Origin of the sequence: Sinomonas sp. ASV486, from assembly GCF_030908215.1 — a bacterium.
GTDB classification, from domain to species: Bacteria; Actinomycetota; Actinomycetes; order Actinomycetales; family Micrococcaceae; genus Sinomonas; species Sinomonas puerhi.
This window is the reverse complement of record NZ_JAVFJK010000001.1, coordinates 102,833-124,613: the sequence shown is the minus strand read 5'-3', so window position 1 is coordinate 124,613 and position 21,781 is coordinate 102,833. Positions and strand designations below refer to the sequence as shown.

General features: G+C 69.1%; 19 protein-coding genes, 1 tRNA gene and 1 pseudogene. 9 read left to right on the top strand and 12 right to left on the bottom strand.

Going from position 1 to position 21,781, the window contains the following annotated elements; genetic code table 11:
- Positions 1-60 precede the first annotated feature (60 nt).
- The 3 genes from RBS60_RS00515 to RBS60_RS00505 all read left to right on the top strand — a co-directional run bounded on the left by RBS60_RS00515 (position 61) and on the right by RBS60_RS00505 (position 6,065).
- A complete protein-coding gene (locus RBS60_RS00515; RefSeq protein ID WP_307955560.1) occupies positions 61-816 on the top strand; it encodes a hypothetical protein in 756 nt (251 codons plus the stop codon).
- Complete coding sequence (locus tag RBS60_RS00510) at positions 813-2,405, top strand: DNA polymerase Y family protein (protein WP_307955559.1); 1,593 nt, start codon at positions 813-815, stop codon at positions 2,403-2,405. Before RBS60_RS00515 ends, RBS60_RS00510 begins: the two co-directional genes overlap by 4 nt.
- Positions 2,406-2,468: 63 nt before the next feature.
- Complete coding sequence (locus RBS60_RS00505; protein ID WP_307955558.1) at positions 2,469-6,065, top strand: error-prone DNA polymerase; 3,597 nt, start codon at positions 2,469-2,471, stop codon at positions 6,063-6,065.
- A 40-nt stretch (positions 6,066-6,105) separates the two neighbouring features.
- Here RBS60_RS00505 and RBS60_RS00500 read toward each other — a convergent pair whose 3' ends face one another.
- Positions 6,106-6,501: a VOC family protein gene (locus RBS60_RS00500; protein WP_307955557.1), complete on the bottom strand. Its 396-nt coding sequence runs from the start codon at positions 6,499-6,501 to the stop codon at positions 6,106-6,108.
- A 184-nt stretch (positions 6,502-6,685) separates the two neighbouring features.
- Here RBS60_RS00500 and RBS60_RS00495 point away from each other — a divergent pair, with 184 nt between their 5' ends.
- The 3 genes from RBS60_RS00495 (at position 6,686) to RBS60_RS00485 (ending at position 10,589) form a co-directional block, all read left to right on the top strand.
- Positions 6,686-8,260: a hypothetical protein gene (locus RBS60_RS00495; RefSeq protein ID WP_307955556.1), complete on the top strand. Its 1,575-nt coding sequence runs from the start codon at positions 6,686-6,688 to the stop codon at positions 8,258-8,260.
- A 76-nt stretch (positions 8,261-8,336) separates the two neighbouring features.
- Complete coding sequence (locus RBS60_RS00490) at positions 8,337-9,320, top strand: DNA-3-methyladenine glycosylase (RefSeq protein ID WP_374049186.1); 984 nt, start codon at positions 8,337-8,339, stop codon at positions 9,318-9,320.
- 90 nt (positions 9,321-9,410) lie between these two features.
- Positions 9,411-10,589, top strand: a complete 1,179-nt coding sequence (locus tag RBS60_RS00485) for an SLC13 family permease (protein ID WP_307955555.1) — start codon at positions 9,411-9,413, stop codon at positions 10,587-10,589.
- A gap of 84 nt (positions 10,590-10,673) precedes the next feature.
- On the opposite strand, the gene RBS60_RS00480 is transcribed toward RBS60_RS00485, so the two are convergent.
- The gene (locus RBS60_RS00480) at positions 10,674-12,362 is read right to left on the bottom strand and encodes an AMP-binding protein (protein WP_307955554.1); all 1,689 of its coding nucleotides are present in this window, start codon (positions 12,360-12,362) and stop codon (positions 10,674-10,676) included.
- A 35-nt stretch (positions 12,363-12,397) separates the two neighbouring features.
- Here RBS60_RS00480 and RBS60_RS00475 point away from each other — a divergent pair, with 35 nt between their 5' ends.
- A complete protein-coding gene (locus tag RBS60_RS00475; RefSeq protein WP_307955553.1) occupies positions 12,398-12,676 on the top strand; it encodes an antibiotic biosynthesis monooxygenase in 279 nt (92 codons plus the stop codon).
- Positions 12,677-12,772: 96 nt separating this feature from the next.
- Here RBS60_RS00475 and trxA read toward each other — a convergent pair whose 3' ends face one another.
- From trxA to RBS60_RS00445, 6 genes are all read right to left on the bottom strand, one after another.
- On the bottom strand, positions 12,773-13,150 hold the full coding sequence (gene trxA, locus RBS60_RS00470; protein WP_307955552.1) for a thioredoxin: 378 nt from the start codon (positions 13,148-13,150) through the stop codon (positions 12,773-12,775).
- An 81-nt stretch (positions 13,151-13,231) separates the two neighbouring features.
- Entirely contained in the window at positions 13,232-14,509 is a 1,278-nt protein-coding gene (locus RBS60_RS00465) for an MFS transporter (RefSeq protein ID WP_307955551.1), read from the bottom strand.
- Positions 14,506-14,952 (bottom strand): MarR family transcriptional regulator, encoded by a 447-nt coding sequence (locus RBS60_RS00460; RefSeq protein WP_307955550.1) that lies wholly within the window; start codon positions 14,950-14,952, stop codon positions 14,506-14,508. The genes RBS60_RS00465 and RBS60_RS00460 overlap by 4 nt, the downstream gene beginning before the upstream one ends.
- Positions 14,953-15,514: 562 nt before the next feature.
- Entirely contained in the window at positions 15,515-15,817 is a 303-nt protein-coding gene (locus tag RBS60_RS00455; RefSeq protein WP_307955549.1) for a hypothetical protein, read from the bottom strand.
- A gap of 461 nt (positions 15,818-16,278) precedes the next feature.
- Positions 16,279-16,360, bottom strand: a tRNA-Tyr gene (locus RBS60_RS00450).
- Positions 16,361-16,476: 116 nt separating this feature from the next.
- Positions 16,477-16,749 carry a hypothetical protein gene (locus tag RBS60_RS00445; protein WP_307955548.1) on the bottom strand — a complete coding sequence of 91 codons (273 nt, stop codon included), beginning with the start codon at positions 16,747-16,749 and terminating at the stop codon, positions 16,477-16,479.
- A gap of 228 nt (positions 16,750-16,977) precedes the next feature.
- On the opposite strand from RBS60_RS00445, the gene RBS60_RS00440 reads away from it, so the two are divergent.
- Positions 16,978-17,463: a YajQ family cyclic di-GMP-binding protein gene (locus RBS60_RS00440; RefSeq protein WP_307955547.1), complete on the top strand. Its 486-nt coding sequence runs from the start codon at positions 16,978-16,980 to the stop codon at positions 17,461-17,463.
- Here the strand turns inward: RBS60_RS00440 and RBS60_RS00435 are convergent.
- The gene (locus tag RBS60_RS00435) at positions 17,460-17,687 is read right to left on the bottom strand and encodes a hypothetical protein (RefSeq protein ID WP_307955546.1); all 228 of its coding nucleotides are present in this window, start codon (positions 17,685-17,687) and stop codon (positions 17,460-17,462) included. The two genes, RBS60_RS00440 and RBS60_RS00435, sit on opposite strands and share 4 nt — an antisense overlap.
- A gap of 4 nt (positions 17,688-17,691) precedes the next feature.
- The gene (locus RBS60_RS00430) at positions 17,692-18,456 is read right to left on the bottom strand and encodes a potassium channel family protein (RefSeq protein WP_307955545.1); all 765 of its coding nucleotides are present in this window, start codon (positions 18,454-18,456) and stop codon (positions 17,692-17,694) included.
- A 196-nt stretch (positions 18,457-18,652) separates the two neighbouring features.
- Between RBS60_RS00430 and RBS60_RS00425 the strand changes: the two genes are divergently transcribed.
- Positions 18,653-19,306: a hypothetical protein gene (locus RBS60_RS00425; RefSeq protein WP_307955544.1), complete on the top strand. Its 654-nt coding sequence runs from the start codon at positions 18,653-18,655 to the stop codon at positions 19,304-19,306.
- A 61-nt stretch (positions 19,307-19,367) separates the two neighbouring features.
- Here the strand turns inward: RBS60_RS00425 and RBS60_RS00420 are convergent.
- Positions 19,368-20,638: pseudogene (locus tag RBS60_RS00420) on the bottom strand (MFS transporter).
- Between the two features lie 104 nt (positions 20,639-20,742).
- Positions 20,743-21,735 (bottom strand): 2-dehydropantoate 2-reductase, encoded by a 993-nt coding sequence (locus tag RBS60_RS00415; RefSeq protein ID WP_307955543.1) that lies wholly within the window; start codon positions 21,733-21,735, stop codon positions 20,743-20,745.
- Positions 21,736-21,781: the final 46 nt, after the last annotated feature.

Genomic DNA, 21,781 nt, shown 5'->3' with positions numbered 1-21,781 from the left:
GGGTCCATGAGCCGACTCCGCCCGATTGACTGTTTCGAACATATTTTCGATAATTGAAGCATGTCACTCGCATTCAGCTCCGATGTGGTTTCCGTGGGCGCCCCCGCGGCCGGGACGCTGCGCGAGCTCCAGGAACGCATCCATTCACTCCAGGGCAGAAGGAACCGTGAAGGGTCCTACCCCGTCCTTCCCTGCTTCTCCCCGTTCTTCCCCGACGGCCTCCGCGGCGGTGCGGCGTACTCCCTCGAGACGCCGTTGTCCGTGGCGATGGCACTCCTAGCTGGGGCGTCTGCCGAGGGGCAGTGGTGTGGGGCCGCCGGGGTGCAGGATTTCGGCGCGGAGGCCGCCGCCGGGTTCGGCGTGGACCTCGACCGGTTCGTCCTCGTACCAGACCCCGGGGACGACTGGACCGCGGCCGTCGGCGCCCTCGTCGAGGTGCTTCCCCTCGTCCTCGTGCGCCCTCCGGGAACCGTGCGGCCGAGCGACGCGTCGCGGCTCGGGTCCCGGCTGCGCGAGAGGGGCGGGGTCCTGCTCGTCCTGGGCACATGGCCCCAGAGCGAAGGGCGCCTGACGGCCAGCAGCTCGAGCTGGGAGGGCCTGGGCCATGGGCACGGGCATCTGGCGCGGCACCGGGTCCGCCTCGAGCTGAACCAGCGTGGCCGGAAACGGACCGGCACCGTGGAGTTCGGACCGACGAGTGGTGCTGGACTTCCAGGCGCAGCGGCGCGGCCGGATGCGGGATGGCCGAGCACGGGGCTGCCAGATGCCGTCCGCAAGGAGCGGGATCTGGCCGGAAGGATCGGGGCGGCGGGATGAGTCCCGCAACGCCGAGGGCGCTTGTGGTGTGGTTCCCGGACTGGCCGCTGGTGGCGGCCCAGCTGGCCGGGGAGGTGCCTGAGGGTGCAGCGGCGGCCGTCATCGACAAGGGTCTGGTCGCTGTCTGCTCCGCCGACGCCCGGACTGCCGGAGTGGTCCGCGGGCTGCGGGTCCGGGAAGCGCAGGTCCGGTGCCCCGAGCTCGTCACCGTCCCGGCCGATCCCGCGCGCGCGGAACGGGAATTCGACCCTGTGGTCAGAGCCCTCGAGACCGCCGTACCGGGCGTCCAGATCCTCCGTCCAGGCCTGTGCGCCGTACGGGCCCGGGGCGCGGCCAGGTACTACGGGAGCGAGGAGGCCGCGGGCGGCGCCGCTCTCGAGGGCGCATCCGGGCTCGGGCTCGAGGCCCGCGCCGGAATTGCCGATTCGGTCTTCGCGGCCGAGCAGGCGGCGCGGAGCACCCATGAGCTCTCCGGCCTTCGGGTCATCGGGGCCGGGGCGTCTGCCGCATTCCTCTCCCCTCTGCCGGTCGCAGCCCTCGGCGACCCGAGGCTGGCCTCCCTTCTCACACGCCTGGGCCTGCGCACGCTCGGGGACTTCGCCGACCTTCCCGCCGCCGAGGTCCGATCCCGGTTCGGGGCCGAGGGGCTCGCGGCCCACGCCCGGGCCAGCGGACGGGACCCGCGCGCCGTCGTGCCCCGCGTCCCCCCAGCACCGCTCGACAGGACCGCGGAGTTCGAGCCCGGGCTGACACGGGTCGACCAGATAGCGTTCGCCCTCAGACCGGTCGCCGAGGACTTCGTCGCCGGGCTCATGCACGCGGGCCTTGCCTGCACCCTGCTGCGCGTGCAGATCACCGACGATTCCGGTGCCCGCTCCGAGCGATCCTGGGGCCATCCCCACCAGTTCTCTCCCGGCGACGCTGTAGAGCGCGTCCGGTGGCAGCTGCAGTCCGGGCAGGACCCCTCGCCCCGCCCGCGGGAGCGGACGGCCTGGCGCACCACCGGAGACGCCCTCGGGGCACCCGTGGTCCAGGTCCGTCTGCTCCCCGAACGGGTCGATCTGCTCGGCCGCCGAGCCCAGGCCCTGTTCGGTGGTGTCGACGAACGGCTGGACCATGGCCTCCACCGGCTCCAGACCATGCTGGGCCACGGCTCGGTGCTCCATGCCGCCGCTGCCGGCGGGAGGCTTCTGGCAGAGCGATGCCTCCTCGTGCCGTGGGGCGAGGATCCGCCGCTGGGCACCTCAGACCGTGCGTCGCGTCCGTGGCCAGGGTCGGTGCCGCCACCCCTTCCGGCCACGGTGTTCTCCGAGCCGCCGCCGGTGACCCTGCTCGGGGACGATGGACTCCCCCTCGGGGTCGGCGCCCGCGGGGGCCTCTCGGCGGCGCCAGCGTGGTTCGTGCCCGCTGCGGGGGCGAGGAGACGCGCCGTCCGGAGCTGGGCCGGACCATGGCCTCTGCGCGAGCGGTGGTGGGACGCGGCCGAGGGACGCCGGGCCGAGCGGTTCCAGATCCTCGACGGCGACGGCGAGGCCTGGCTCCTGCTCGGGGAGGACGGTAGCTGGTGGGCCGAGGCCCGCTACGACTGACGGCCACGTAAGGCCCCTCATCCAGATGAGGGACTGAAGGGACGCTGAAGGAAGGAGGCCCACATGGGCTGGAGCAACCCGCCGATCCCCTGGCAGCAGCTGCACGACATCCTCGAGGGCAAGGAGGTGAGTGCCGACGAGCTGCGCGGCAGTTCGGGGAGCACCGGCCCGGGCCGCAGCGGTTCAGGGCGGACTGAAGCAGGGCGGAAGCCCATCGAGCACGACGGCGGTGACAGCCCCGCGTGGTCCCGCAAGCGCGGGCCCTACATCCCGCTGCCGGTCCCCAGCAGCACGGCGGCCGTCCCCTACGCGGAGCTTCACGTCCATTCGCACTACAGCTTCCTCGACGGAGCGTCGTCGCCCGAGGAGCTCGTCGAGGAGGCGGTACGCCTCGGCCTGCATGCTCTCGCCATCACGGACCACGACGGCTTCTACGGGGTGGTGCGGCTCGCCGAGGCGGCGGAGGCCTACGGCCTCGCCACGGTCTTCGGCGCCGAGCTGTCGATGGGCCTCTCGGGTCCCCAGAACGGGGTGCCTGATCCGGAGGGCGAGCACCTCCTCGTGCTCGCCCGCGGGGAGGACGGCTACCACCGGCTCGCAGGGGCCATCACGGCGGCCCAGCTCGCGGGCGGCGCGGAGAAGGGGCGCCCCGTGTACGTCCTCGAGGAGGTTGCGGAACGCCTGCGCGGGCACTGCGTCGTGCTCACGGGATGTCGCAAGTCAGCGGTGCGGCGGGCGCTCCGCGAGCACGGCGAGGAGGCGGCGGAGCTCGCGGTCCAGGGGCTCGTCGAGCTGTTCGGCACCGACGGGGTGGCCGTCGAACTCTTCGACCACGGGAATCCGCTCGACAGCGCCCACAACGATGCCCTCGCGGATATCGCCCGGCGTCTGGGCCTTCCCTGCGTCGCCACGAACGCGGTCCACTTCGCCGAGCCCTCGCGGCACCCGCTCGCGACGGCGCTCGCCGCCGTGCGCGCACGGCGCAGCCTCGACGAGCTCGACGGCTGGCTGCCGGCGAGCGACGGCGCACATCTGCGCAGCGGCGCGGAGATGGCCGAGCGTTTTGCCCGCTACCCCGGCGCGGTCGAGAACACGGTGCGCCTGGCAGACGAGCTCGCCTTCCCGCTCCGCTCCGCCCGCCCCAAGCTGCCCAAGCAGGACGTCCCCGACGGGCACACGCCCATGTCCCACCTCCGTGAGCTCGTGGAGCGCGGGCTCGAGGACCGCTATGGGGTGCCCGGCGCGGCGTGGCGCGGCCCAGTCCCCCCGGAGGAGGTCCGCGAGCGCATCGAGAAGGAGCTCGCCGTGATCGAGAAGAAGGACTTCCCGGGCTACTTCCTCATCGTGCACGAGATCGTGCAGTTCGCCCGGAGCCGGGGCATCCTCTGCCAGGGGCGCGGCTCGGCGGCCAACTCCGCCGTCTGCTATCTCCTGAGCATCACGGCCGTGGACAGCATCGCCTACCAGCTGCCGTTCGAGCGGTTCCTCTCGAGCCTGCGCGAGGAGGAGCCGGACATCGACGTCGACTTCGATTCGGACCGACGCGAGGAGGTCATCCAGCACGTCTACGCCAAGTACGGCCGCACCAACGCCGCCCAGGTGGCCAACGTGGTCAGCTACCGCCCCAAGAATGCGGTCCGGGACGCCGCGAAGGCCCTCGGCTACGGGCAGGGGCAGCAGGACGCATGGTCCAAGCGGCTCGAGCGGTGGGACGCGCTCTCCGAGGGGAGATCCGACGACGCCGACGGCATCCCTGCGCGCGTCGTGGCCCTGGCGGAGCAGTTCCTCGGCTACCCCCGCCACCTCGGCATCCACTCGGGCGGGATGGTCCTGACCGAGCGGCCTGTGGGCGAGGTCGTGCCCATCGAGCACGCCCGCATGGAGAACCGCACGGTCCTGCAGTGGGACAAGGACGACTGCGAGTGGATGGGCCTGGTCAAGTTCGACCTGCTCGGCCTCGGCATGCTCGCCGCGCTCCAGTACTGCTTCGACCTCATTGACGAGCACTTCGGCGAGCGCTGGCGGATCGAGGACATCCCGAAGGAAGAGCCAGCGGTCTACGACATGCTGTGCAGGGCGGACTCGGTCGGCGTGTTCCAGGTCGAGTCGAGGGCGCAGATGAGCACGCTTCCGCGGCTGCGCCCCAGGGAGTTCTACGACCTCGTGGTCGAGATCGCGCTCATCCGCCCGGGCCCGATCCAGGGCGGGGCCGTCCATCCCTACATCCGGCGGCGCGCCGGCGAGGAAAACATCGCCTACCCGCATCCCCTCCTCGAGCCGGTGCTCGCGCGAACGCTCGGCGTCCCGCTCTTCCAGGAGCAGCTCATGCAGATGGCGATGGCGATCGGCGGCTGCACGGCCGAGGACGCCGACCTGCTCCGCCGGGCCATGGGCTCGAAGCGCGGGGTCGAGAAGATCGGGAGTCTCAAGGAGAAGCTGTTCGCGGGCATGGCCGCCAACGGGCTGAGCCCCGAGGAGGCGAAGGGGATCTACACCCAGATCGCGGCGTTCGCCGACTTCGGCTTCGCCGAGTCCCACTCGATCAGCTTCGCCGTGCTCGTGTACGCGAGCTCGTGGCTCAAGCTGCACTATCCGGGGGCCTTCCTCGCAGCGCTCCTGCGGGCTCAGCCGATGGGGTTCTACTCCCCGCAGACGCTGGTCGCGGACGCGAGGCGCCACGGCGTCGTCGTGCTCCGCCCGGACATCCTCCGCTCGCTCGCGGACGCCTCGCTCGAAGAGCTCGACGGAGCGCACGACGGCGACGGCTCGCCCGAGTCGGTCGGCTCACCCGGGAGCGGCTCGTCAGCAGGCTCACCGCAGGACTATGCCCTCCAGCACAATGTCTCCGGGCCGGCTGCCGGTCTCGATGCGTGCCTCGAGCGCGTGCAGCCGCCCGTCGGGCCCTTCGATCCGCAGGCGCAGGACGAGACCCTCGCGCACCGCCGGGACACCGCCCGTGCGGTGCGGCTCGGGCTCGGGAGCGTGCGGGGCATCGGACAGGACCTCGCCGAGAGGATCGTGGCCGAGCGAGAGGCTGGGGGCCCCTTCCGGGAGCTGGCCGAGCTGTCCCGGCGGACGGGACTCTCAGCCGAGCAGCTCGAGTCGCTTGCGTCCGCGGGTGCCCTCAACTCGCTCGGCCTCACGAGGCGCGAGGCCCTGTGGCAGTCGGGCGCGGCGGCCCTCGAGCGTCCGGGCCAGCTTCCCGGGTCCCAGCCGTATGTCCAGCCTCCGCTGCTGCCTGAACTCGGCGCCGAGGATGCCGTGGCGTACGACCTGTGGGCCACGGGGGTCGCCACCGATGACCATCCGCTCCGCCACGCCCGCCCGCGGCTCGACGCGCGCGGCGTCCTGCGCATCGACCAGCTGCGCACGGCGAATCCGGGGAGCAGAGTCGAGGCGGCCGGCGTCGTGACCCACCGGCAGCGGCCTCAGACAGCGCAGGGCATCACGTTCATGAACCTCGAGGACGAGACAGGAATCCTCAACATCGTCTGCAGCACGGGAGTCTGGACGCGGTACCGGCGCATCGCGCAGGCGGCACCGGCCATGGTGATCCGCGGCATGCTCGAACGTTCCAAGGAGGGCGTCACCAACCTGGTCGCGGACCGGCTCGAGGCCCTTCCCCTGCGGGCGAAGACCTCGAGCCGGGACTTCCGTTGAATCAGGGCTGGCTGCGCGTCCCGTCTATTCCTGCTGTGGCCTATCCCTGCTGCGGCGCGTTCTCCCACAGCCCGAGAACGTTGCCCTCGGTGTCCTTGAAGTACGCGGCGAAGCCCATCTCCCCAACAGGCAGCTTCGGGGAAATGGTGCTCCCGCCGAGTTCGGCGATCTTGGCCAGGGAAGCGTCGATATCCTCGACGTCGATCGTGATCACCGGCTCCTTGGGCGGGAACTCCTCGCTCCGGACGAACATGCCTCCGTTGATGCCGCCGGCCTCGGTGGGCTGGCCGTTCTCATCGCTGGGCGTGGTTCCGACCATCGTGTAGTCCATCCCAGGGACCGCCATCATGTTCCAGCCGAAGGCCTCGGTGTAGAAGCGGTTGGCGCGGTCGCCGTCGTCCGCGGGGATCTCGAAGTGCACGACTTTTCCAGACATGGTGCTGCCTTCCTTCGAAAGAGTGGGACGCGGGGTCAACGCCCTATCCACGATCCTTGAGCGGTCTCCGGCGTGAGTCAAGACCCGCTCCGATCGCCCACCGATAACGCGCGAATAATGCCGCGTGTGATCTATTTCATGCACTTGCAGATGCACCAACTTTTCGAGCAAAGAAGCGGAAGTGATGACGGAGCAAGAGAGCGGCCTGCGGATCACCGTGGAGCCCTACGATCCGGAGCCAGCTATCTCGGCGACCCGCATGGCACTGCTTGAGCACCCGGCGGTTCGAGCCGTCCTCGGCGATGCCGAGTTGTCCGTCCACAACCTCGAGCTCTCGGACAAGGACTCCGACCGCGCCGGATTCGAAGCGGTCGTCCACAATGCCCGCACCTGCCGCTCAGCCCACGTTTCCGGCCGAGTGGATGAGCTGGAATCGGTCTCGGTGCGCCCCTCGGACTTCCTGCTGCTCGCGAGCGAGGACGAGTACGGTCAGGCCGTCGAATTGGCGTTGCGAGACCCCCGAATTGCCGAACTCGTCGACGCGCACGGCCTCACCCCCTACCGGCCCATGCCGCCAGTTCTAGACAGCCCTGAGCCCGACGGGACTAGACAGCGGGTCATCGCCGTCGGGCTTCGAGGAGAAAGCGGCGACCTGGCACACAGGATCATCGGGGTGCGTCTCGCTGACGGTTCCGTCATCCACGAGCCAGCGGGCGTGGCCCATCCGACGTCGGACAATTGCGAGGCGACGCCGGCGGAAGGAGGATGCGAGCCGTCGGCGGGGCGCGACCAGGTGAGGGTACGCGTCCTGAGGGGCTCGGCCGTGTTGTGGGATCTTGTCGTGGTCCGACCCGAAGCATCGTCGGGGACCAACGGATCCGGAATCGAGCTCCGATACGTCGACTACAAGGGACGGCGCGTCCTCCACCGGGCTCACGTGCCCATCCTGAACGTCGAGTACGGGGGTGCGGGCGTGCGCGCAGGCTGTGGTCCCACCTATCGAGACTGGCAGAACAGCGAGACCTGCTTCGAGGCAGTCGGAAGCGAGCCGGTCGGTCCTGGATGGCGGCTCTGCACGATCCCGCCGCAGACGATCTTGGACAGCGGTCACGACGGAGGAGGCTTCCGCGGCGTAGCCCTGTGGTACCACAACGGGGGATTGAGGCTGGTCAGCCAGCTTCAAGCTGGCTGGTACAGGTATATCTCCGAATGGCATCTCCTTGACAACGGCACCATCCAACCCCGCTTCGGATTCGCGGCAGTCGCCAATCCATGCACCTGCAAGGTCCACACCCACCACGCCTACTGGAGACTCGACTTCGACATCATCACACCAGGCAACAACGTCGTCGAGGAATACAACAACCCGCCAATCATCCCTGGCACCCATTGGCACACGAAGAAATACGAGATCCGCCGGACGAGGGACGCAGCCCACAACAGACACTGGCGTGTGCGCAACAAGGGGACATTCATGGGCTACACCATTCAACCCGGCCCCCACGACGGCACCGCGGATGCCTTCGGCGCGGGCGATCTGTGGGTACTGCGATACCACGCCGGCGAAATCGACGATGGACACGGCTTCTCGACGAATCCCTATGTGTCACGCGCTGACATCGACAAGTTCCTGAACAGCGAATCTGTGGATGGGCAGGACGTTGTCCTGTGGTACGGCGGCCACTTCGTGCACGATCAGGCCCATCCGGGCACAGGCGGCCACATTGTCGGCCCCGACCTCGTGCCCTTCAACTGGTAGACAACTGCCAGCCAGAAGACACCAGACAAGGGGCTCGCGCCCTTGGACTGTCAGTCGCCCGTGACACCATGAGCGGGTGACCCTCGCAGCCCCGCTCCCCCTTACACGACCCGGCACGTCTGCTGGCACAGCGGATGCGGCGGCCATGTGGGAGGCCCCAGCGCACTATTCGCTCGCCGCAACGTGCTTCCCGCTCCAGCGGGGGGACGGCGACCCCACCTTCGCCGCACACCCCGGTGGACTCTGGAGCGCGTTTGGGACGCCGGAGGGGCATGCCTCCGTCCTCGTCACCCACGCCGCCGGCAAGGTGACGGTCCGTGCCTGGGGCGACGGCGCGGCGTCGGCCGTCGAGTCCGCACCCGGGATGCTCGGCCTCACCGACGACTGGTCCGCGTTCGACGACGCCGGTTTCCTGGCGACCCTCCCGCCGGTGGTCCGCGAGGCACGACGCCGCCATCCGGCCCTGCGCCTGCCCGCCACCGGCCGCGTCGTGGATGCACTGGTGCCGACCATCCTCGAGCAGAAGGTCACGACGGTCGAGGCCCGGCGCGCCTACCGGTACCTCGTGCGCCGCTACGGCACGCCCGCGCCCGGCGCCGGCACCGTCGCACCGGCAGGGCTCATGGTCGCGCCGAGCGCCGAGACGTGGCTGGGGATCCCGTCGTGGGAGTGGCACCGAGCCGGCGTCGGGCCCCAGCGTTCGGACACCGTCATGCGTGCCCTGCGCGCGGCGTCGGGCCTCGAACGGCTCGCGTCGAAGACGGCGGAAGAGGCGGCAGCCGCCCTGAAGTCCATCCCGGGCGTCGGCGTGTGGACAGCGGCCGAGATCACGCAGCGCACTCATGCGGACCCCGACTCGGTCTCGGTGGGCGATTTCCACCTCGCGAAGTTCGTGGGGGTCGCGCTCACCGGCGAGCGCACCGACGACGCCGGCATGCTCCGCCTCCTCGAGCCATGGCGGGGCCACCGGCAGCGCCTCGTACGGCTGCTCGGGCTCTCAGGGATCCGCGCACCGCGCTACGGCGCCCGCATGACCATCCAGGACCACCGCTTCCACTGACCGGCCCTCGCCGCCACAGTTCATGAGCGGCAGCAGCGATCCGCGCGGCGCCCGCGTCCGAGCCGCTTTGGTCGTCCCTAGACTGTTCCCATGCCCTTGGCCGCAGTGGGAGCCGTGCTCCTCGTCCTGGGGGGCGCTGCGGCGGCCGCAGGCATCCTGCCCTGGCCAGCGGTGGGTGCCCTCGCCGACCGGATCGTTCCCATCCTCGCGTTCGTCGCGGCGATCACGGTCGTGACGGAACTGCTCAATGCGGCGGGACTGTTCGAGTGGATGGCCTCCCATTTCCGCCGCTGGGGCCGCGGGCGCACCTTGGTGCTCTGGGCGCTCGTCGCCGTGCTGTCGCTGGCCGCGACGGTCTTCCTCTCGCTGGACACGACAGCGGTGCTCCTGACGCCGATCGTCGTGCTCCTCGCCAGGCGTTGCGGACTCCCCCCGCTGCCCTTCGCACTCACGGCCGTGTGGCTCGCCAACACCGGATCGCTGCTCCTCCCGGTCTCGAACCTCACGAACCTGCTCGCCCTGCACAGCCTCGGGAACGTGCCGCCCTCGGCGTTCGCGGCGCGGATGGCGCTGCCCGCGCTGTGGTGCGCGCTCGTGCCGGTGGCCGCCGTCGCGGTCCTCTTCCGCCGGGAGCTGCGCGGGAGGTACTCCACGGTCCGCACCTCCCGTGTGCACGGGCAGCCCGAGGCGCCCGCCCCGCCGGACCCGGTCCTCCTCGGTGTCGGGGCATCGGTCCTCGCGGGGCTGCTGCCCGCCCTCGTCTCAGGTGTTCCCGTCTGGATTCCCTCGACCGTGGCGGCCGCCGTCCTCGTGCTCGCCTTCGCCGCACGACGGCGCGCGGTGCTCAGGTGGGCGCTCGTGCCGTGGCAGCTCCTCCTCTTTGCGGCCGGCCTGTTCGCGGTCATGGAGGCACTCCAGCACCTGGGCGCCCGCGAGCTCGCCGCCGGACTCCTGGGGTCGGGGAGCGGGCCGATCGACCTCATCCGCGTCTCGGCAGCCGGCGCCGCGGGTGCCAACGTGGTCAACAACCTTCCCGCCTATCTTGCCTTCGAGAACGCAGCTGGCAGTCCGGCCCGCCTCGCGGCGCTCCTCATCGGCGTCAACGCCGGTCCCCTCATCACGCCGTGGGCCTCGCTCGCGACCCTCATCTGGCACGAGCAGCTGCGGCGGCTCGGCGTCGCCATCTCATGGTGGGGCTACGCGGCAGCGGGCCTGGTCCTCGTGCCGGTGATGGTCATCCCGGCGGCCCTGCTCGCGGCGATCCCGTGAGCCGTCTGGCGCCGCGTGGGAGGACGGGAAGATGACTGGCCCGGACAGGCTCGAGGACCCTGCCGTGGAGCGGTAACCCCCGTGTCAGCCGAGCCCGAGGCGCTCCACGGCCTCGTCGCGCATCTGGACCTTGCGGATCTTCCCGGACACCGTCATCGGGAACGACTCCCGGATGTCCACGTACCGCGGGACCTTGTAGTGCGCGAGCCGGCCGCGGCAGTATGCCCCGACATCCTCGGCGGACAGCTCCTCGGCGCCGGGCTTGAGGATGATGCACGCCATGAGCTCCTCGCCGTACTTCGCATCCGGCACACCGATGACCTGCACATCCTGGATGGACGGGTGCTGGTACAGGAACTCCTCGACCTCTCGCGGGTAGATGTTCTCGCCCCCGCGGATCACCATGTCCTTGATCCGGCCCTCGATCAGAAGGTACCCGTCGGCGTCCATGCGGGCGAGATCGCCGGTATGCATCCAGCCGTCGGCGTCGATGGCCTCGGCGGTCTTGTCCGGCTGGTCCCAGTAGCCGGCCATCACGGCGTAGCCGCGGGTGCACAGCTCTCCGATGACGCCGCGCTCCACGGTGGCCCCGGTGGCGTCCACGATCTTGCTTTCGAGGTTCGGCATGGTCCGGCCCACGGTCTCGGTGCGCTGGGCGAGGGTGTCGCCGTCACGGGTCATGGTCGAGACGGGCGAGGTCTCGGTCATCCCGTAGCAGATCGCCACGTCCTCCATGTGCATGTCAGAGATGACGCGCTTCATCACCTCGATCGGGCATAGCGATCCGGCCATGACGCCGGTCCGGAGGGTGCCGAGCCGGTAGGAGGAGAAGTCCGGCAGCGCGAGTTCGGCGATGAACATCGTGGGCACGCCGTAGAGCGATGTTCCTCCGAAGTCCTGGACCGCGCGCAGCGTCGCATCGGGCTTGAAGCCCCTTCCCGGCAGGATCGTGGCACAGCCGTGCGAGTACGCGGCGAGATTTCCGATCACCATTCCGAAGCAGTGGTAGAAGGGCACGGGGATCACCACGCGGTCCGCTTCGGTGTACTCCAGGAGCTCGCCGATCGAGTATCCGTTGTTGAGGATGTTCCGGTGAGTGAGCGTCGCGCCCTTGGGGAATCCCGTGGTCCCGGACGTGTACTGGATGTTGATCGGGTCCTCCGCCGTCAGGGTCGCGGCACGCTCGGCGACGGCCGACGCCGGCACCTCGCCCGCGCGGGCAACGAGGGCTTCCCACGTGGTCTCCCCGGGCGTCGACGGGATCCCGGCCTCGAATCCGGCGCTCCCCGCGTGGGGGACCGGCAGGAACACGAGCTCGCGCAGGTCGGGGCACACGGCGAGCGCCTCGCGCGCCATCCCCACGTACTCGCTCGTCCGGTCGCTTGGCGCAACGACGAGCATCCGCATGCCGTTCTGCTTCACGACGAACACGAGCTCGTGGCTCCGGTATGCGGGGTTGACGTTGACGAGGATGGCCCCGATCACCGCCGTGGCGTACTGGAGGATGGTCCACTCGGCGCAGTTCGGGCTCCAGATGCCCACCCGATCGCCTTGTCCGATGCCCGCGGCGAGGAGCCCGCGGGCTGCCGCGTCGACGTCGTGCGCGAGTTCGGCGAACGTCCAGCGGCGGGCGGCGTCAGCACCGCCGTCGGCCGCCGCCTCGATCAGGGCCTCACGGTCGGGGAAGCGCGCAGCGATCCGGGCGAAGTTCGTTCCGATGGTCTCTTCGAGAAGCGCCGCTCCGTTGCGGCCGCCCTCCGTGTAGGACTCCATGGGGGAACGCTACCAAGTGGATAGGCTTGGTGCCCATGACAGATCCCGTTCGTCTCCAGGCCATTTTCATCCCCAACGAGGGCGAGTCCTTCCGTGTCAAGCTAGCCCTCGAGATCGCGATCGAGGAGGTCGTGCGCGAGCCCGGCTGCCTCCAGTATGAGATCACGGACGAGTCCGAGGAGCGGATCGTCCTGTCCGAACTGTGGGCTTCTGCGGAGGACCTCGAGAAGCACTCGAACGGCATCGCCGTGCAGGACCTCAACGAGTCGCTCAGCGCCCTGCTCGCCGAGCCGGTCAAGATCGAGCGCCTCTAACCTCCTCCGCCTGCCCACCCAGCCCTAGACGCGACGGCGCCGCTCCCCAGCTGCGGGAGCGGCGCCGTCGTGCGATGCGAGTGGACTCTCAGTGCGTCAGTTCTCGTTGCCCTTGGCCTGCGCCTCGGCGACCTTCTGGTGGACGTCCTCCATGTCCAGGCCCTTCACCGCGGTGATGACCTGCTCGAGCGCGGACGCCGGAAGGGCGCCGGGCTGCGAGAAGACGAGGACCTTCTCGCGGAAGGCCATAAGGGTCGGGATCGAGGTGATGTTCGCCTGGGCGGCGAGCATCTGCTCCGCCTCGGTGTCTACCTTGGCGAAGACGACGTCCGGGTGCTTCTCGGACGCGGCCTCGTAGGTCGGGGCGAACTGGCGGCAGGGGCCGCACCATGATGCCCAGAAGTCCACCAGGACGATGTCGTTGCTGTCGATGACCTCGGCGAACTGCTCGCCGGTGACGTTCTTCGTTGCCATGCCGCGCTCCTCACTGTTTGTGCGGGTTTCGGACATTTCAACGATACCCACCGGGGTTTCATTCCCACGAGGTCTGCGAGCTCAGATCGCCGCGGGCTCGTGCTCCTGGACGAACTTCTTCCCCGTGAGCGCGATCACTATGGCCACCACGAGGGCCGCGGCCGAGGCGTAGAAGGGCACCGGCGCGCCGAAGGTCTCACCGAGCCACGTGGCGATGAACGGCGCGAGCGCGCCGCCCATCCAGCGCACAAAGTTGTAACCGGCGCTCGCCACGGGACGGGGCGCGTCGGAGACGCCCATCGCGAGCTCGGTGTAGACCGTGTTGTTTACGCCCAGGAGCGCGCCGGCAACGATTGTGAGGACCACGACGGCGGGCACTGCGTGCAGCGTGGCGGCCACGGCCACGCCGACCAGGACGACCGCAAGTCCGGACAGGGTACCGGCGAGGACCTTGATGTCGCCGAACTTCGCCTGCAGCGGCGGCGCCACGAAGACGGAGAACACGGCTAGGGCCACGCCCCAGCCGAAGAACACGGCACCGATGCCGTAGGCGCCCATCCCCAGGATGAACGGCACGAACGCGAGGATCGTGTAGAAGCCGAAGTTGTAGAAGAACGCGCTGCCGGCAACGGACCTCAGACCCGCGTGTCCGAGGGCGAGGAGCGGGTCCCGGAACCGCGTCTTCATGCCCGCGGGCGGCGTCTTGGGCAGGGTGGCCATGATCGCCATGAACGCGATCGCCATGAGCGTCGCGGTGCCGAAGAACGGCATGCGCCACTGCCATCCGCCGAGGAGGGCGCCGGCGAGGGGGCCAAGCGAGAGCCCCAGGCCGAGCGCGGCCTCGTACAGGATGATCGCGGTGGAGGTCCCGCCCGAGGCGACGCCCACGATCACGGCGAGCGCCGTGGCGACGAACAGGGAGTTCCCGAGACCCCAGCCGGCGCGCCAGCCGATGAGCTCAGCCACGCTGCCGCTCGTGCCGGAGAGGCTCGCGAAGACCACGATGAGGGCCAGGCCGATGAGCAGGGTCTTCTTGCCGCCGATGCGGGAGGACACCCAGCCGGTGACGAGCATCATGACGGCCGTGACGAGGAAGTAGCTCGTGAACAGGAGCGAGACCTGGCTCGGGGACGCCTGCAGGTTCTGCGCGATGGCCGGGAGGATCGGGTCGACGAGCCCGATGCCCATGAAGGCGAACACGGACGCCGCGGCGGTAGCCCAGACGGCCTTCGGCTGGCGGAAGAAGGAGGCCTTCTCCGCCGCGAGCGTCTCATGACCCGCGGGGTGTCCCTGATGGGTTGTCTGGTGTTCGAGGGTCGAAGGCTCTGAGTCTTCGACGACGCCGGGTTCGGCGGTCATACGGGCATCTCCTGGTTCGTCACATACTGGTTGATCTTGTCCATCACGGGCAGGGCGGCCCTGAGCGCTGCCCGCTCGTCGTCGTCGAGCACCGCGAGCGCGGCGGCCATCCGCTCAGTGCGGCGGTCGTTGGCGCTGCGGGCAGCCTCGTCCCCGGCCGGGGTACGGCGCACGACGACGACCCGTGCGTCGCGCGGGTCGTTGCACCTTTCGAGGAGGCCGGCCTTCTCGAGACGGGCCACCTGTTCGGTCGCGGAGGGCACACGGACGCCGAGGTTCTTGGCCACGGCCCCCATCCGGAGCCCCTCCCCCGCCGTCATGTTAAGCACACTGAGCTGGGACGCGGACAGCTCGGAGACCTCATCCAGACGGCGTGCAACGTACACGCCGTGACGGAGCGCGTCGCGGAATGCGTGTGCCAGCTCGGCCAACTCGTCGTTCATATTTAGGTATCCTAATAGTTAGGTAGCTTAAATGCAATCGGGACAAGCGCAGGTCACGGCCCGGATGGGGTTGTGCCGCGGCAAGCCCACCACGGCACCCGGCCACATCATCGGGCCCCTGCACGCACGGTGGCGGCGACCACCCGGAACTCACTGCGACGGCGCGCCCCCATCACGACGCAACAGATCGGCCAATTCATCACCGGCGGGACAACGGATGGGCCTTTTCGCCTGGACCAATACCCACAAAATCTGGACCAATACCCAGAAAAGATCCTCGCGAAACAAAGATCCCCGCGAAACCGTGGAGTACGCGGAAAACCCAATAGAACCAGCCAAACGGGATCCGGTCCTACCCCGTTCATCATGAATTAATAGCGCTTCCCCGGCCACTCTTACCCAGTAGCAGGAGAAATAAACGTGTGAATTCCAGCGACTGTCGAATAGCCTCGACTTGGTACGGGACACAACAAAAGGGTCACCCACTCGCGAGCCTTCTTGGCCGGCAAATGGGTGACCCCTGAAACGCGTTCGTCACGCCCGCGACGAAAGCAAACGTCAGCTAGGCATGAGCAATGGTGACAGGCCCGGTTGGCGTCGTGCAGACCGTCTGGCTGACGCCCGTCGTCGCGGCCTGATGCGCGAGTACGGCCACCGGGCCGACCGCCACGTTGCACACATTGGCTGCGACCTGGGCAGCGACGCCGACGTTCGCATTGTTGAGAACACTCACGTCACCAACTTGGACATTGACCAGTCCGCTCTGCGCCTGATTCGCGGCCTGGGCTGGCGCCGCCAGTCCCCCAGCCAACAGTAGGGAGCCGGCAAGCGCTGCACCTGCAAAGGACTTCTTCATGATTCTCATGATTTACCTCCTATGATTAGGTCTGGTCTACGCTACGCAGAGATGCGTAGCGAGGTCAATAAAATTGCCATCTTGAATAGTATTCACCGTGAGGGGCGCGCGCTCCCCGCTTGCGGCTCATTACCCGGGTCTGGAGGTCAATACCCGGAGAACGCAGCTATAAACACCGGCCAAACCAAAATGGTGGACTGGCCAGTCGTCGGCGCGCTGGCGCTAGCCCAGGGGGCCCGAATCGTCGGTGCCGGGGGCCGAGGAGCACCGGTCCGGACCGATCCACGAGCTGCGGCTTACTGTTCGCGCTAATCCAGCCCGAGGCCAGGCAAGGCTAGTGAGCACACCCGTGGGCAAGGCCTGCTCACCCTGTGCCCACATCGACCCGTCCGAGGGCAAAAAGAAGGACCCGCTGTCCCCTCCGTAGAGGTTCTAGCGGGTCCAACAGGCCCGGAATTCCGGGGATTTTGTGGCAGATGAGGGATTCGAACCCCCGTAGGCAATGCCAGCTGATTTACAGTCAGCCCCCTTTGGCCGCTCGGGTAATCTGCCGAACGCCACTCCGCTGACTACGGCAGGCTTGTGGCCGATGCCGTGTTCCGCGGTGCGAGCAAGACAACCTTACAGAACATTCGGCCACGCGTCGAATCGGCCCGAGCACTGCGGAATCAGACGGTCGAAACGTCTCGCGAGCCTGCGGCGCCGGACGTCGGCGAGGCCTCCTCCGAGGAGATCGAGCGGGCGATCTGCGCCTCGAGGAACGCCGCCTGCTCGTCCGTGATCTGGCGGAGGGCGACGGCGCGTGCGAGATCCTGATGGACGCCATTGAGCCGCGCAGAGGGCGCCGGGGCCGGGGACATCACGATGCCGGCAGCGAGGGCAGCGACCGCGACAACGCCGCTCGCCGCCGCTGCAGCCCGTCCTGCAATCGACTTCTTCACGGGCGCATCCCCGTCGGGGCCTGTCGCGTCCTTTGCCACCGGTTCCTCCCCTCTGCCAGCCGTTCATGTGATCCAACGTACCCAGTCCCGCTTGCGATCCCACTGGGCTTCGGCTGTGAGTGAACTGTGGGGCCTCGCCCGGGTCCCGGCCGTCGCATTCCGGCTCTCCGCGGGCCCGAGCGGCTAGGCTGGTTGGCAGCATCAGACCCACGAATCCGGGAGGTTTCCATGGCAGATTCGACATTCGACGTCGTCAGCAAGGTGGACAAGCAGGAGGTCGCCAACGCCCTCAACCAGGCGCAGAAGGAGATCGCCCAGCGCTACGACTTTAAGGGCGTCGGAGCCGAGATCGACTTCAGCGGCGAGAAGATCCTCCTGAAGGCCAACTCGGAGGAGCGGGTCAAGGCTGTTCTGGACGTCTTCGAGTCCAAGCTCATCAAGCGCGGCATCTCCCTCAAGTCCCTCGACGCCGGCGAGCCCTATGCCTCCGGCAAGGAGTACCGCCTCGAAGCCTCCATGAAGGAGGGCATCTCGCAGGAGCACGCGAAGAAGATCTCCAAGCTCATCCGCGACGAGGCACCCAAGACCGTCAAGGCGCAGATCCAGGGCGACGAGCTGCGCGTCTCCTCGAAGTCCCGCGACGACCTTCAGTCGACGATCGCCCTCCTGAAGGGCTATGAAGACGTCGACCTGCAGTTCATCAACTTCCGCTAATATGGCCCGTTCTGCCGCGTGTGGCGGAGATCGTGGAGGGTGTACTCCTCGGGGAGCCCTGCGGCCTTGCGCACGCTGCGCCACTGGTTCCCCGCGGCGTTGCGGTTAAGGAGCAGCCCGGCCTTGAGGTCCGCGCGCTCTCGACGGCGTCGGCGACGCTGAGGCCCGTCTCGCTCTGCGACCGGATCATCAAGACCGTTGCCGAGACGAGCGGCCTCCGCCACCCGCTCAGGAGTCGCCCTTCCTCCCGGCCTCGAGGGCTGCTGTGAGTCTGGCCATCTGGTCCGACAGAGACCGGATTTGGTCCTCGAGGGGCTCGTCAATGGCCTCGATTGCTGCCACGGCCGCGTCTGTGACTTCCTTCGCCCTCGCCGCTGTCTCGGTCGACACGCTCTCGACCAGCCAGGATGCAATCGACGCCGTCACGACACCGAGTACCGCGATACCCGCAACCATCAGCCCGGCCGCCGCCAGACGGCCCACGATCGTGACTGGGTAGTGGTCGCCGTATCCCACCGTCGTTATGGTCGTGAGCGCCCACCACAGTGCATCGCCGATGGACTTGATGTTGGCTTCCGGGTCATTCTGCTCCGCATCCAGGGCGGCGAGTGCGCCGCAGTAGACAAGCATGGTTGCCGAGGCGATCACGTAGACCAGCAGCCGCCCGCGCAGAGCGTTTCCCGCACGGCCGTACACCACCTTCAGCAGTGTCACGAGCCGAAGGAGACGGAGCGGCCTGAGCGCCGGTAAGGCCAGGATCGCCAGCTCATGGAGGTTCCGGACGAACCACCGGCGCCGGTTCGGTGCAAGCCAAAGGCGTGCCCCGTAGTCCACTAGGAACACGGCCCATGCCACCCACACCACCTCGTCAGCCCAGATCCCCTCGTTGTCGGGGAGATCCGCGATGACTTGGACCGAGTAGGCGACGAGGAACAGGAGCGCGGCCACCACCATGGGCCACTCGGACATCTTCTGCCAGCGTTCGAGCGTCATAACCGAAAGCTACTCTCAAGGAACGCAACCAACGCCTAAGGGCGGACCGGCAAAATGGACACGCTGAGGCCGTCAGCCCAGTCCCAGCATCGAGCTGCCCCGCGCCGAGGCACTCGGCCTCATGGCAGCCCGGTCACGCCGCCGTAGTTCGTCAACTTCCGCTGACCCGTACACGCGCAGCTGCTAGCATCCGCGCATGTACATCGGCCACTACGCTGCGGCGGCGGCGCTTCTCGCAGTCGCTCCCGAGACCCCGGTGCTGCCCATCGCCGTAGCGGTCGCTTGGCCGGACGTCGTGTGGTCGGGCCTCGTGGCCTCCGGCGTCGAGAAGGTCCGCGTCGACCCGAGCAGCCCGCTCCAGAGCACGATCCGGTTCACGTGGTACCCGTACTCCCACTCGCTTGTCCTCTCGGCAGCACTCACGCTCATCCCGGCCTTGGCCTTCGGCCTGATCTACCAGAGCGCGTGGGTGGGGATCGCCTTCTGGCTCGGCGCCGTCTCGCACTGGCTCCTCGACGTGCCCGTACACGGCAGGGACCTACCGGTCCTCGGGCGGGTGGGCAGCCGCGACGGGCGGGGCGACCGGTTCGTGGGGTGGGGGCTATGGTCCCGCCCGCGCCTCGCCTTCGTGGCCGAGTACACCTTCTTTGCCCTCGTAGCGCTCACGACGGCGCCCCGCTCGGCTCTCGTGGGCCTGCTCGCCGGGGCGCTCCTGCTCCATCTCCTCAACGCGAACTCGTTCTTCGGGTTCACGCGGGGCAACCCCACGGGGACGCCGCGCCGGTACGCCGGCTTCGCGCTCGCCGGCTTCGCCGCAGCGATCGCCTGGTTCACGCTCGCTTGGCAGTAGGGGCGCACGACGCCGCGGGGACGGGCCGCGAGCGAGTCCGCGACCGCCGTCGTACTCACCGCTACGGCGTAGGGTTCTCCGCGTCGTAGCGGGCGAACCGCGGCTGCGCGACGTGCAGCACCCAGACTAGCGCGATGCACACGAGCGCACCGACCACAATCGACCAGCCCTCGCCCAGCCAGGAAGCCGTCCCGCCGGAGAAAACGTCCCCGAGGCGGGGACCGCCGCCCACCACCACCGTGAACACCCCCTGGAGGCGCCCGCGCATCGAGTCCGGAGTCGCGGCCTGGAGGATGGTGGACCGCAGGGCGGCGCTCGTCGAATCGGCGGCTCCGGCCGCGACCATGCACAGGATCGCGGGCAGGATCCACCACGTGCCTCCGTCCGGCGACGTGCGCCCCGCAGCGAGCACCACGATCCCGAACGCGAGGATGCTGGCCCCCCACGAGACCACTGCCCACTGGACCCCGCGCCCCTGCCAGCGCAGCCGCGCCACCGGCCCCGAGAACAGCCCACCGAGGAATGTCCCGCCGGCGATCCCGGCGAGGAGGGCATCTGCGGTCGCCGCGCCGCCGCCGAGCGAGAGCACGGCGACGGCCGGGAGCACCGCCCGCGGCATCGCGAAGACCATGGCGCACATGTCGATGAGGAACGTCATGCGGATGTTCGCCGCGTCCCGAGGAAGCCGAAGCCCTCCGCGACGGAACGGATGCCGGCCCTCCGCACCGTGCCCTCGGGCGGGAGCGGGGGGAGGCGGAACAGCGCCCACATGGCCACCGTGAAGCTCGCGACGTCGATCGTGTAGGTCCAGCCGTAGCCGACCGTCGCCACAAGGGCCCCCGCGAGGAGCGGGCCTGCTGCGCCGCCGAGGCCGAAGGTGATCATGTTGAGCGCGTTCGCCGCGGCAAGCTTATCCGGGCGGATGAGCCGCGGGATGATGGCACTGCGGGCTGGCATGTTGATGCCTGTCCCCAGCGCCTGGAGCCCCACGAGGACGTACACCAGCAGGACGTTCCCAAGCTGCAGCCAGGCCTGCAGGGCGATGAGCGCGCTCGTGCCCCACAGCAGCCACGACGAGAGGAGCGCGACCGTGCGCCGGTCATGCGCGTCCACGATCGCGCCGCCGTAGAGCCCGGCGAACACGAACGGCAGCAGTGCCACGAGGCCCAGCAACCCCACATTGAAGCTCGAGTGCGTGAGGGCATAGACCTGCAGGCTCACGGCCGTGACCGTCAGCTGGGAGCCGAGGATGCTCAGCAGCTGGCCGATCCACATGCGCCGGAATTCGAGGCTTTCCGTCAGCGGGGAAGTATCGGCCAGGAGGGTGCGCACCGCAATAGCCTAGTGCCGCTGTCCGGGCCCACCGCCGGTGCCGCGCACGACCCCGGTGGCCCGCCTTCGCTGTGCCCGGCGGGTGTCGTGGTGGTCGCCACGGATCACCCGAGCCGCTGGACGACCTCCGCGGGCGCGAAGAACCGGCGGCTGCCTTCGACCTCGTGCACCAACCGGGTGATGGCGGCGTTGACGGGTGCCTCGATGCCGAGCGCGTGGGCGCGCTCGGCGACGGCACCGTTGAGGTAGTCGATCTCGGTGGGCAGGCCGCGATGGACGCTCTGGAGGGTTGAGCCGAGGACCGGCTCACTGCCGAGCCGCCGTGCCATGATGCGCAGCAGGAGGCGTCCGACGGCGGGCGGCGCGGATCCGAGCAGGCCGAGCGTGAGCGGGTTCATTCCCTCGAGGGAACCGAACGCCACGCCCTGCCTCCGCCCGATGTGGATGGCCTCGCGCATGCTCGCGAAGACGGCGCCGCACAGCCTGGAGTCGGCGATGGTGGCCTGGACGCTCATCCCCGTGATGGCGGGCATCGCATTGATCTGGTTGACGACCAGCTTGGTCCACTGGCAGCCGACGAAGTTCCCCACCGCCTTGGCGGAGATGCCGGAACTCAGGACGCCAGCCGCGTTGACGGCGTCGGCCGTGGGCTCGCCGTCGCCCGCGCCGAGGTAGAGCGGCCCCGGGACGAGGACCCTGACATGGCCCGGGGCCGGGCAGTCCGCGGCGAAGAAGGCGATGGCGCCGACGGTGGGTGAGCCTCCGTGGAGCCTTTGCGCCTGAGCCAGCCCGTCGAGCCCGTTCTGCACCACCACGAGCGGGACCCCCTCGAGGGCCGCGGCGTTGGCCCGGATAGCGTCCGCCTCGTCCTGGGCCTTCACGCTGATCAAGGCGAGGTCGGGCGCCGTCGTCAGCCGCTCGCCGGCGGCGATCTGTGCGACGTGCTCGCCCCAGGCTCCGGAGAGGTGGATCCCGCCGCTCTTGATCGCGGCGAGCCGGTCACCACGGGCCGTCGCTTCGACGGTGTGGCCGGCGCGGTCCATCAGGGCCGCGATGGTTCCACCGATCGCACCGGCTCCGATCACGCCCACCCTCATGGCTCGGCTCCTATCCGCCGCAGGGACCACGATCAGTAGACCACCG

Excerpts from the sequence above, each read along its gene's own strand:
- RBS60_RS00515 (WP_307955560.1), top strand. The coding sequence starts at position 61 with ATGTCACTCGCATTCAGCTCCGATGTGGTTTCCGTGGGCGCCCCCGCG.
- RBS60_RS00510 (WP_307955559.1), top strand. The coding sequence starts at position 813 with ATGAGTCCCGCAACGCCGAGGGCGCTTGTGGTGTGGTTCCCGGACTGG.
- RBS60_RS00505 (WP_307955558.1), top strand. The coding sequence starts at position 2,469 with ATGGGCTGGAGCAACCCGCCGATCCCCTGGCAGCAGCTGCACGACATC.
- RBS60_RS00500 (WP_307955557.1), bottom strand. The coding sequence starts at position 6,501 with ATGTCTGGAAAAGTCGTGCACTTCGAGATCCCCGCGGACGACGGCGAC.
- RBS60_RS00495 (WP_307955556.1), top strand. The coding sequence starts at position 6,686 with ATGACGGAGCAAGAGAGCGGCCTGCGGATCACCGTGGAGCCCTACGAT.
- RBS60_RS00485 (WP_307955555.1), top strand. The coding sequence starts at position 9,411 with ATGCCCTTGGCCGCAGTGGGAGCCGTGCTCCTCGTCCTGGGGGGCGCT.
- RBS60_RS00480 (WP_307955554.1), bottom strand. The coding sequence starts at position 12,362 with ATGGAGTCCTACACGGAGGGCGGCCGCAACGGAGCGGCGCTTCTCGAA.
- RBS60_RS00475 (WP_307955553.1), top strand. The coding sequence starts at position 12,398 with ATGACAGATCCCGTTCGTCTCCAGGCCATTTTCATCCCCAACGAGGGC.
- trxA (WP_307955552.1), bottom strand. The coding sequence starts at position 13,150 with ATGGCAACGAAGAACGTCACCGGCGAGCAGTTCGCCGAGGTCATCGAC.
- RBS60_RS00465 (WP_307955551.1), bottom strand. The coding sequence starts at position 14,509 with ATGACCGCCGAACCCGGCGTCGTCGAAGACTCAGAGCCTTCGACCCTC.
- RBS60_RS00460 (WP_307955550.1), bottom strand. The coding sequence starts at position 14,952 with ATGAACGACGAGTTGGCCGAGCTGGCACACGCATTCCGCGACGCGCTC.
- RBS60_RS00455 (WP_307955549.1), bottom strand. The coding sequence starts at position 15,817 with ATGAGAATCATGAAGAAGTCCTTTGCAGGTGCAGCGCTTGCCGGCTCC.
- RBS60_RS00440 (WP_307955547.1), top strand. The coding sequence starts at position 16,978 with ATGGCAGATTCGACATTCGACGTCGTCAGCAAGGTGGACAAGCAGGAG.
- RBS60_RS00430 (WP_307955545.1), bottom strand. The coding sequence starts at position 18,456 with ATGACGCTCGAACGCTGGCAGAAGATGTCCGAGTGGCCCATGGTGGTG.
- RBS60_RS00425 (WP_307955544.1), top strand. The coding sequence starts at position 18,653 with ATGTACATCGGCCACTACGCTGCGGCGGCGGCGCTTCTCGCAGTCGCT.
- RBS60_RS00415 (WP_307955543.1), bottom strand. The coding sequence starts at position 21,735 with ATGAGGGTGGGCGTGATCGGAGCCGGTGCGATCGGTGGAACCATCGCG.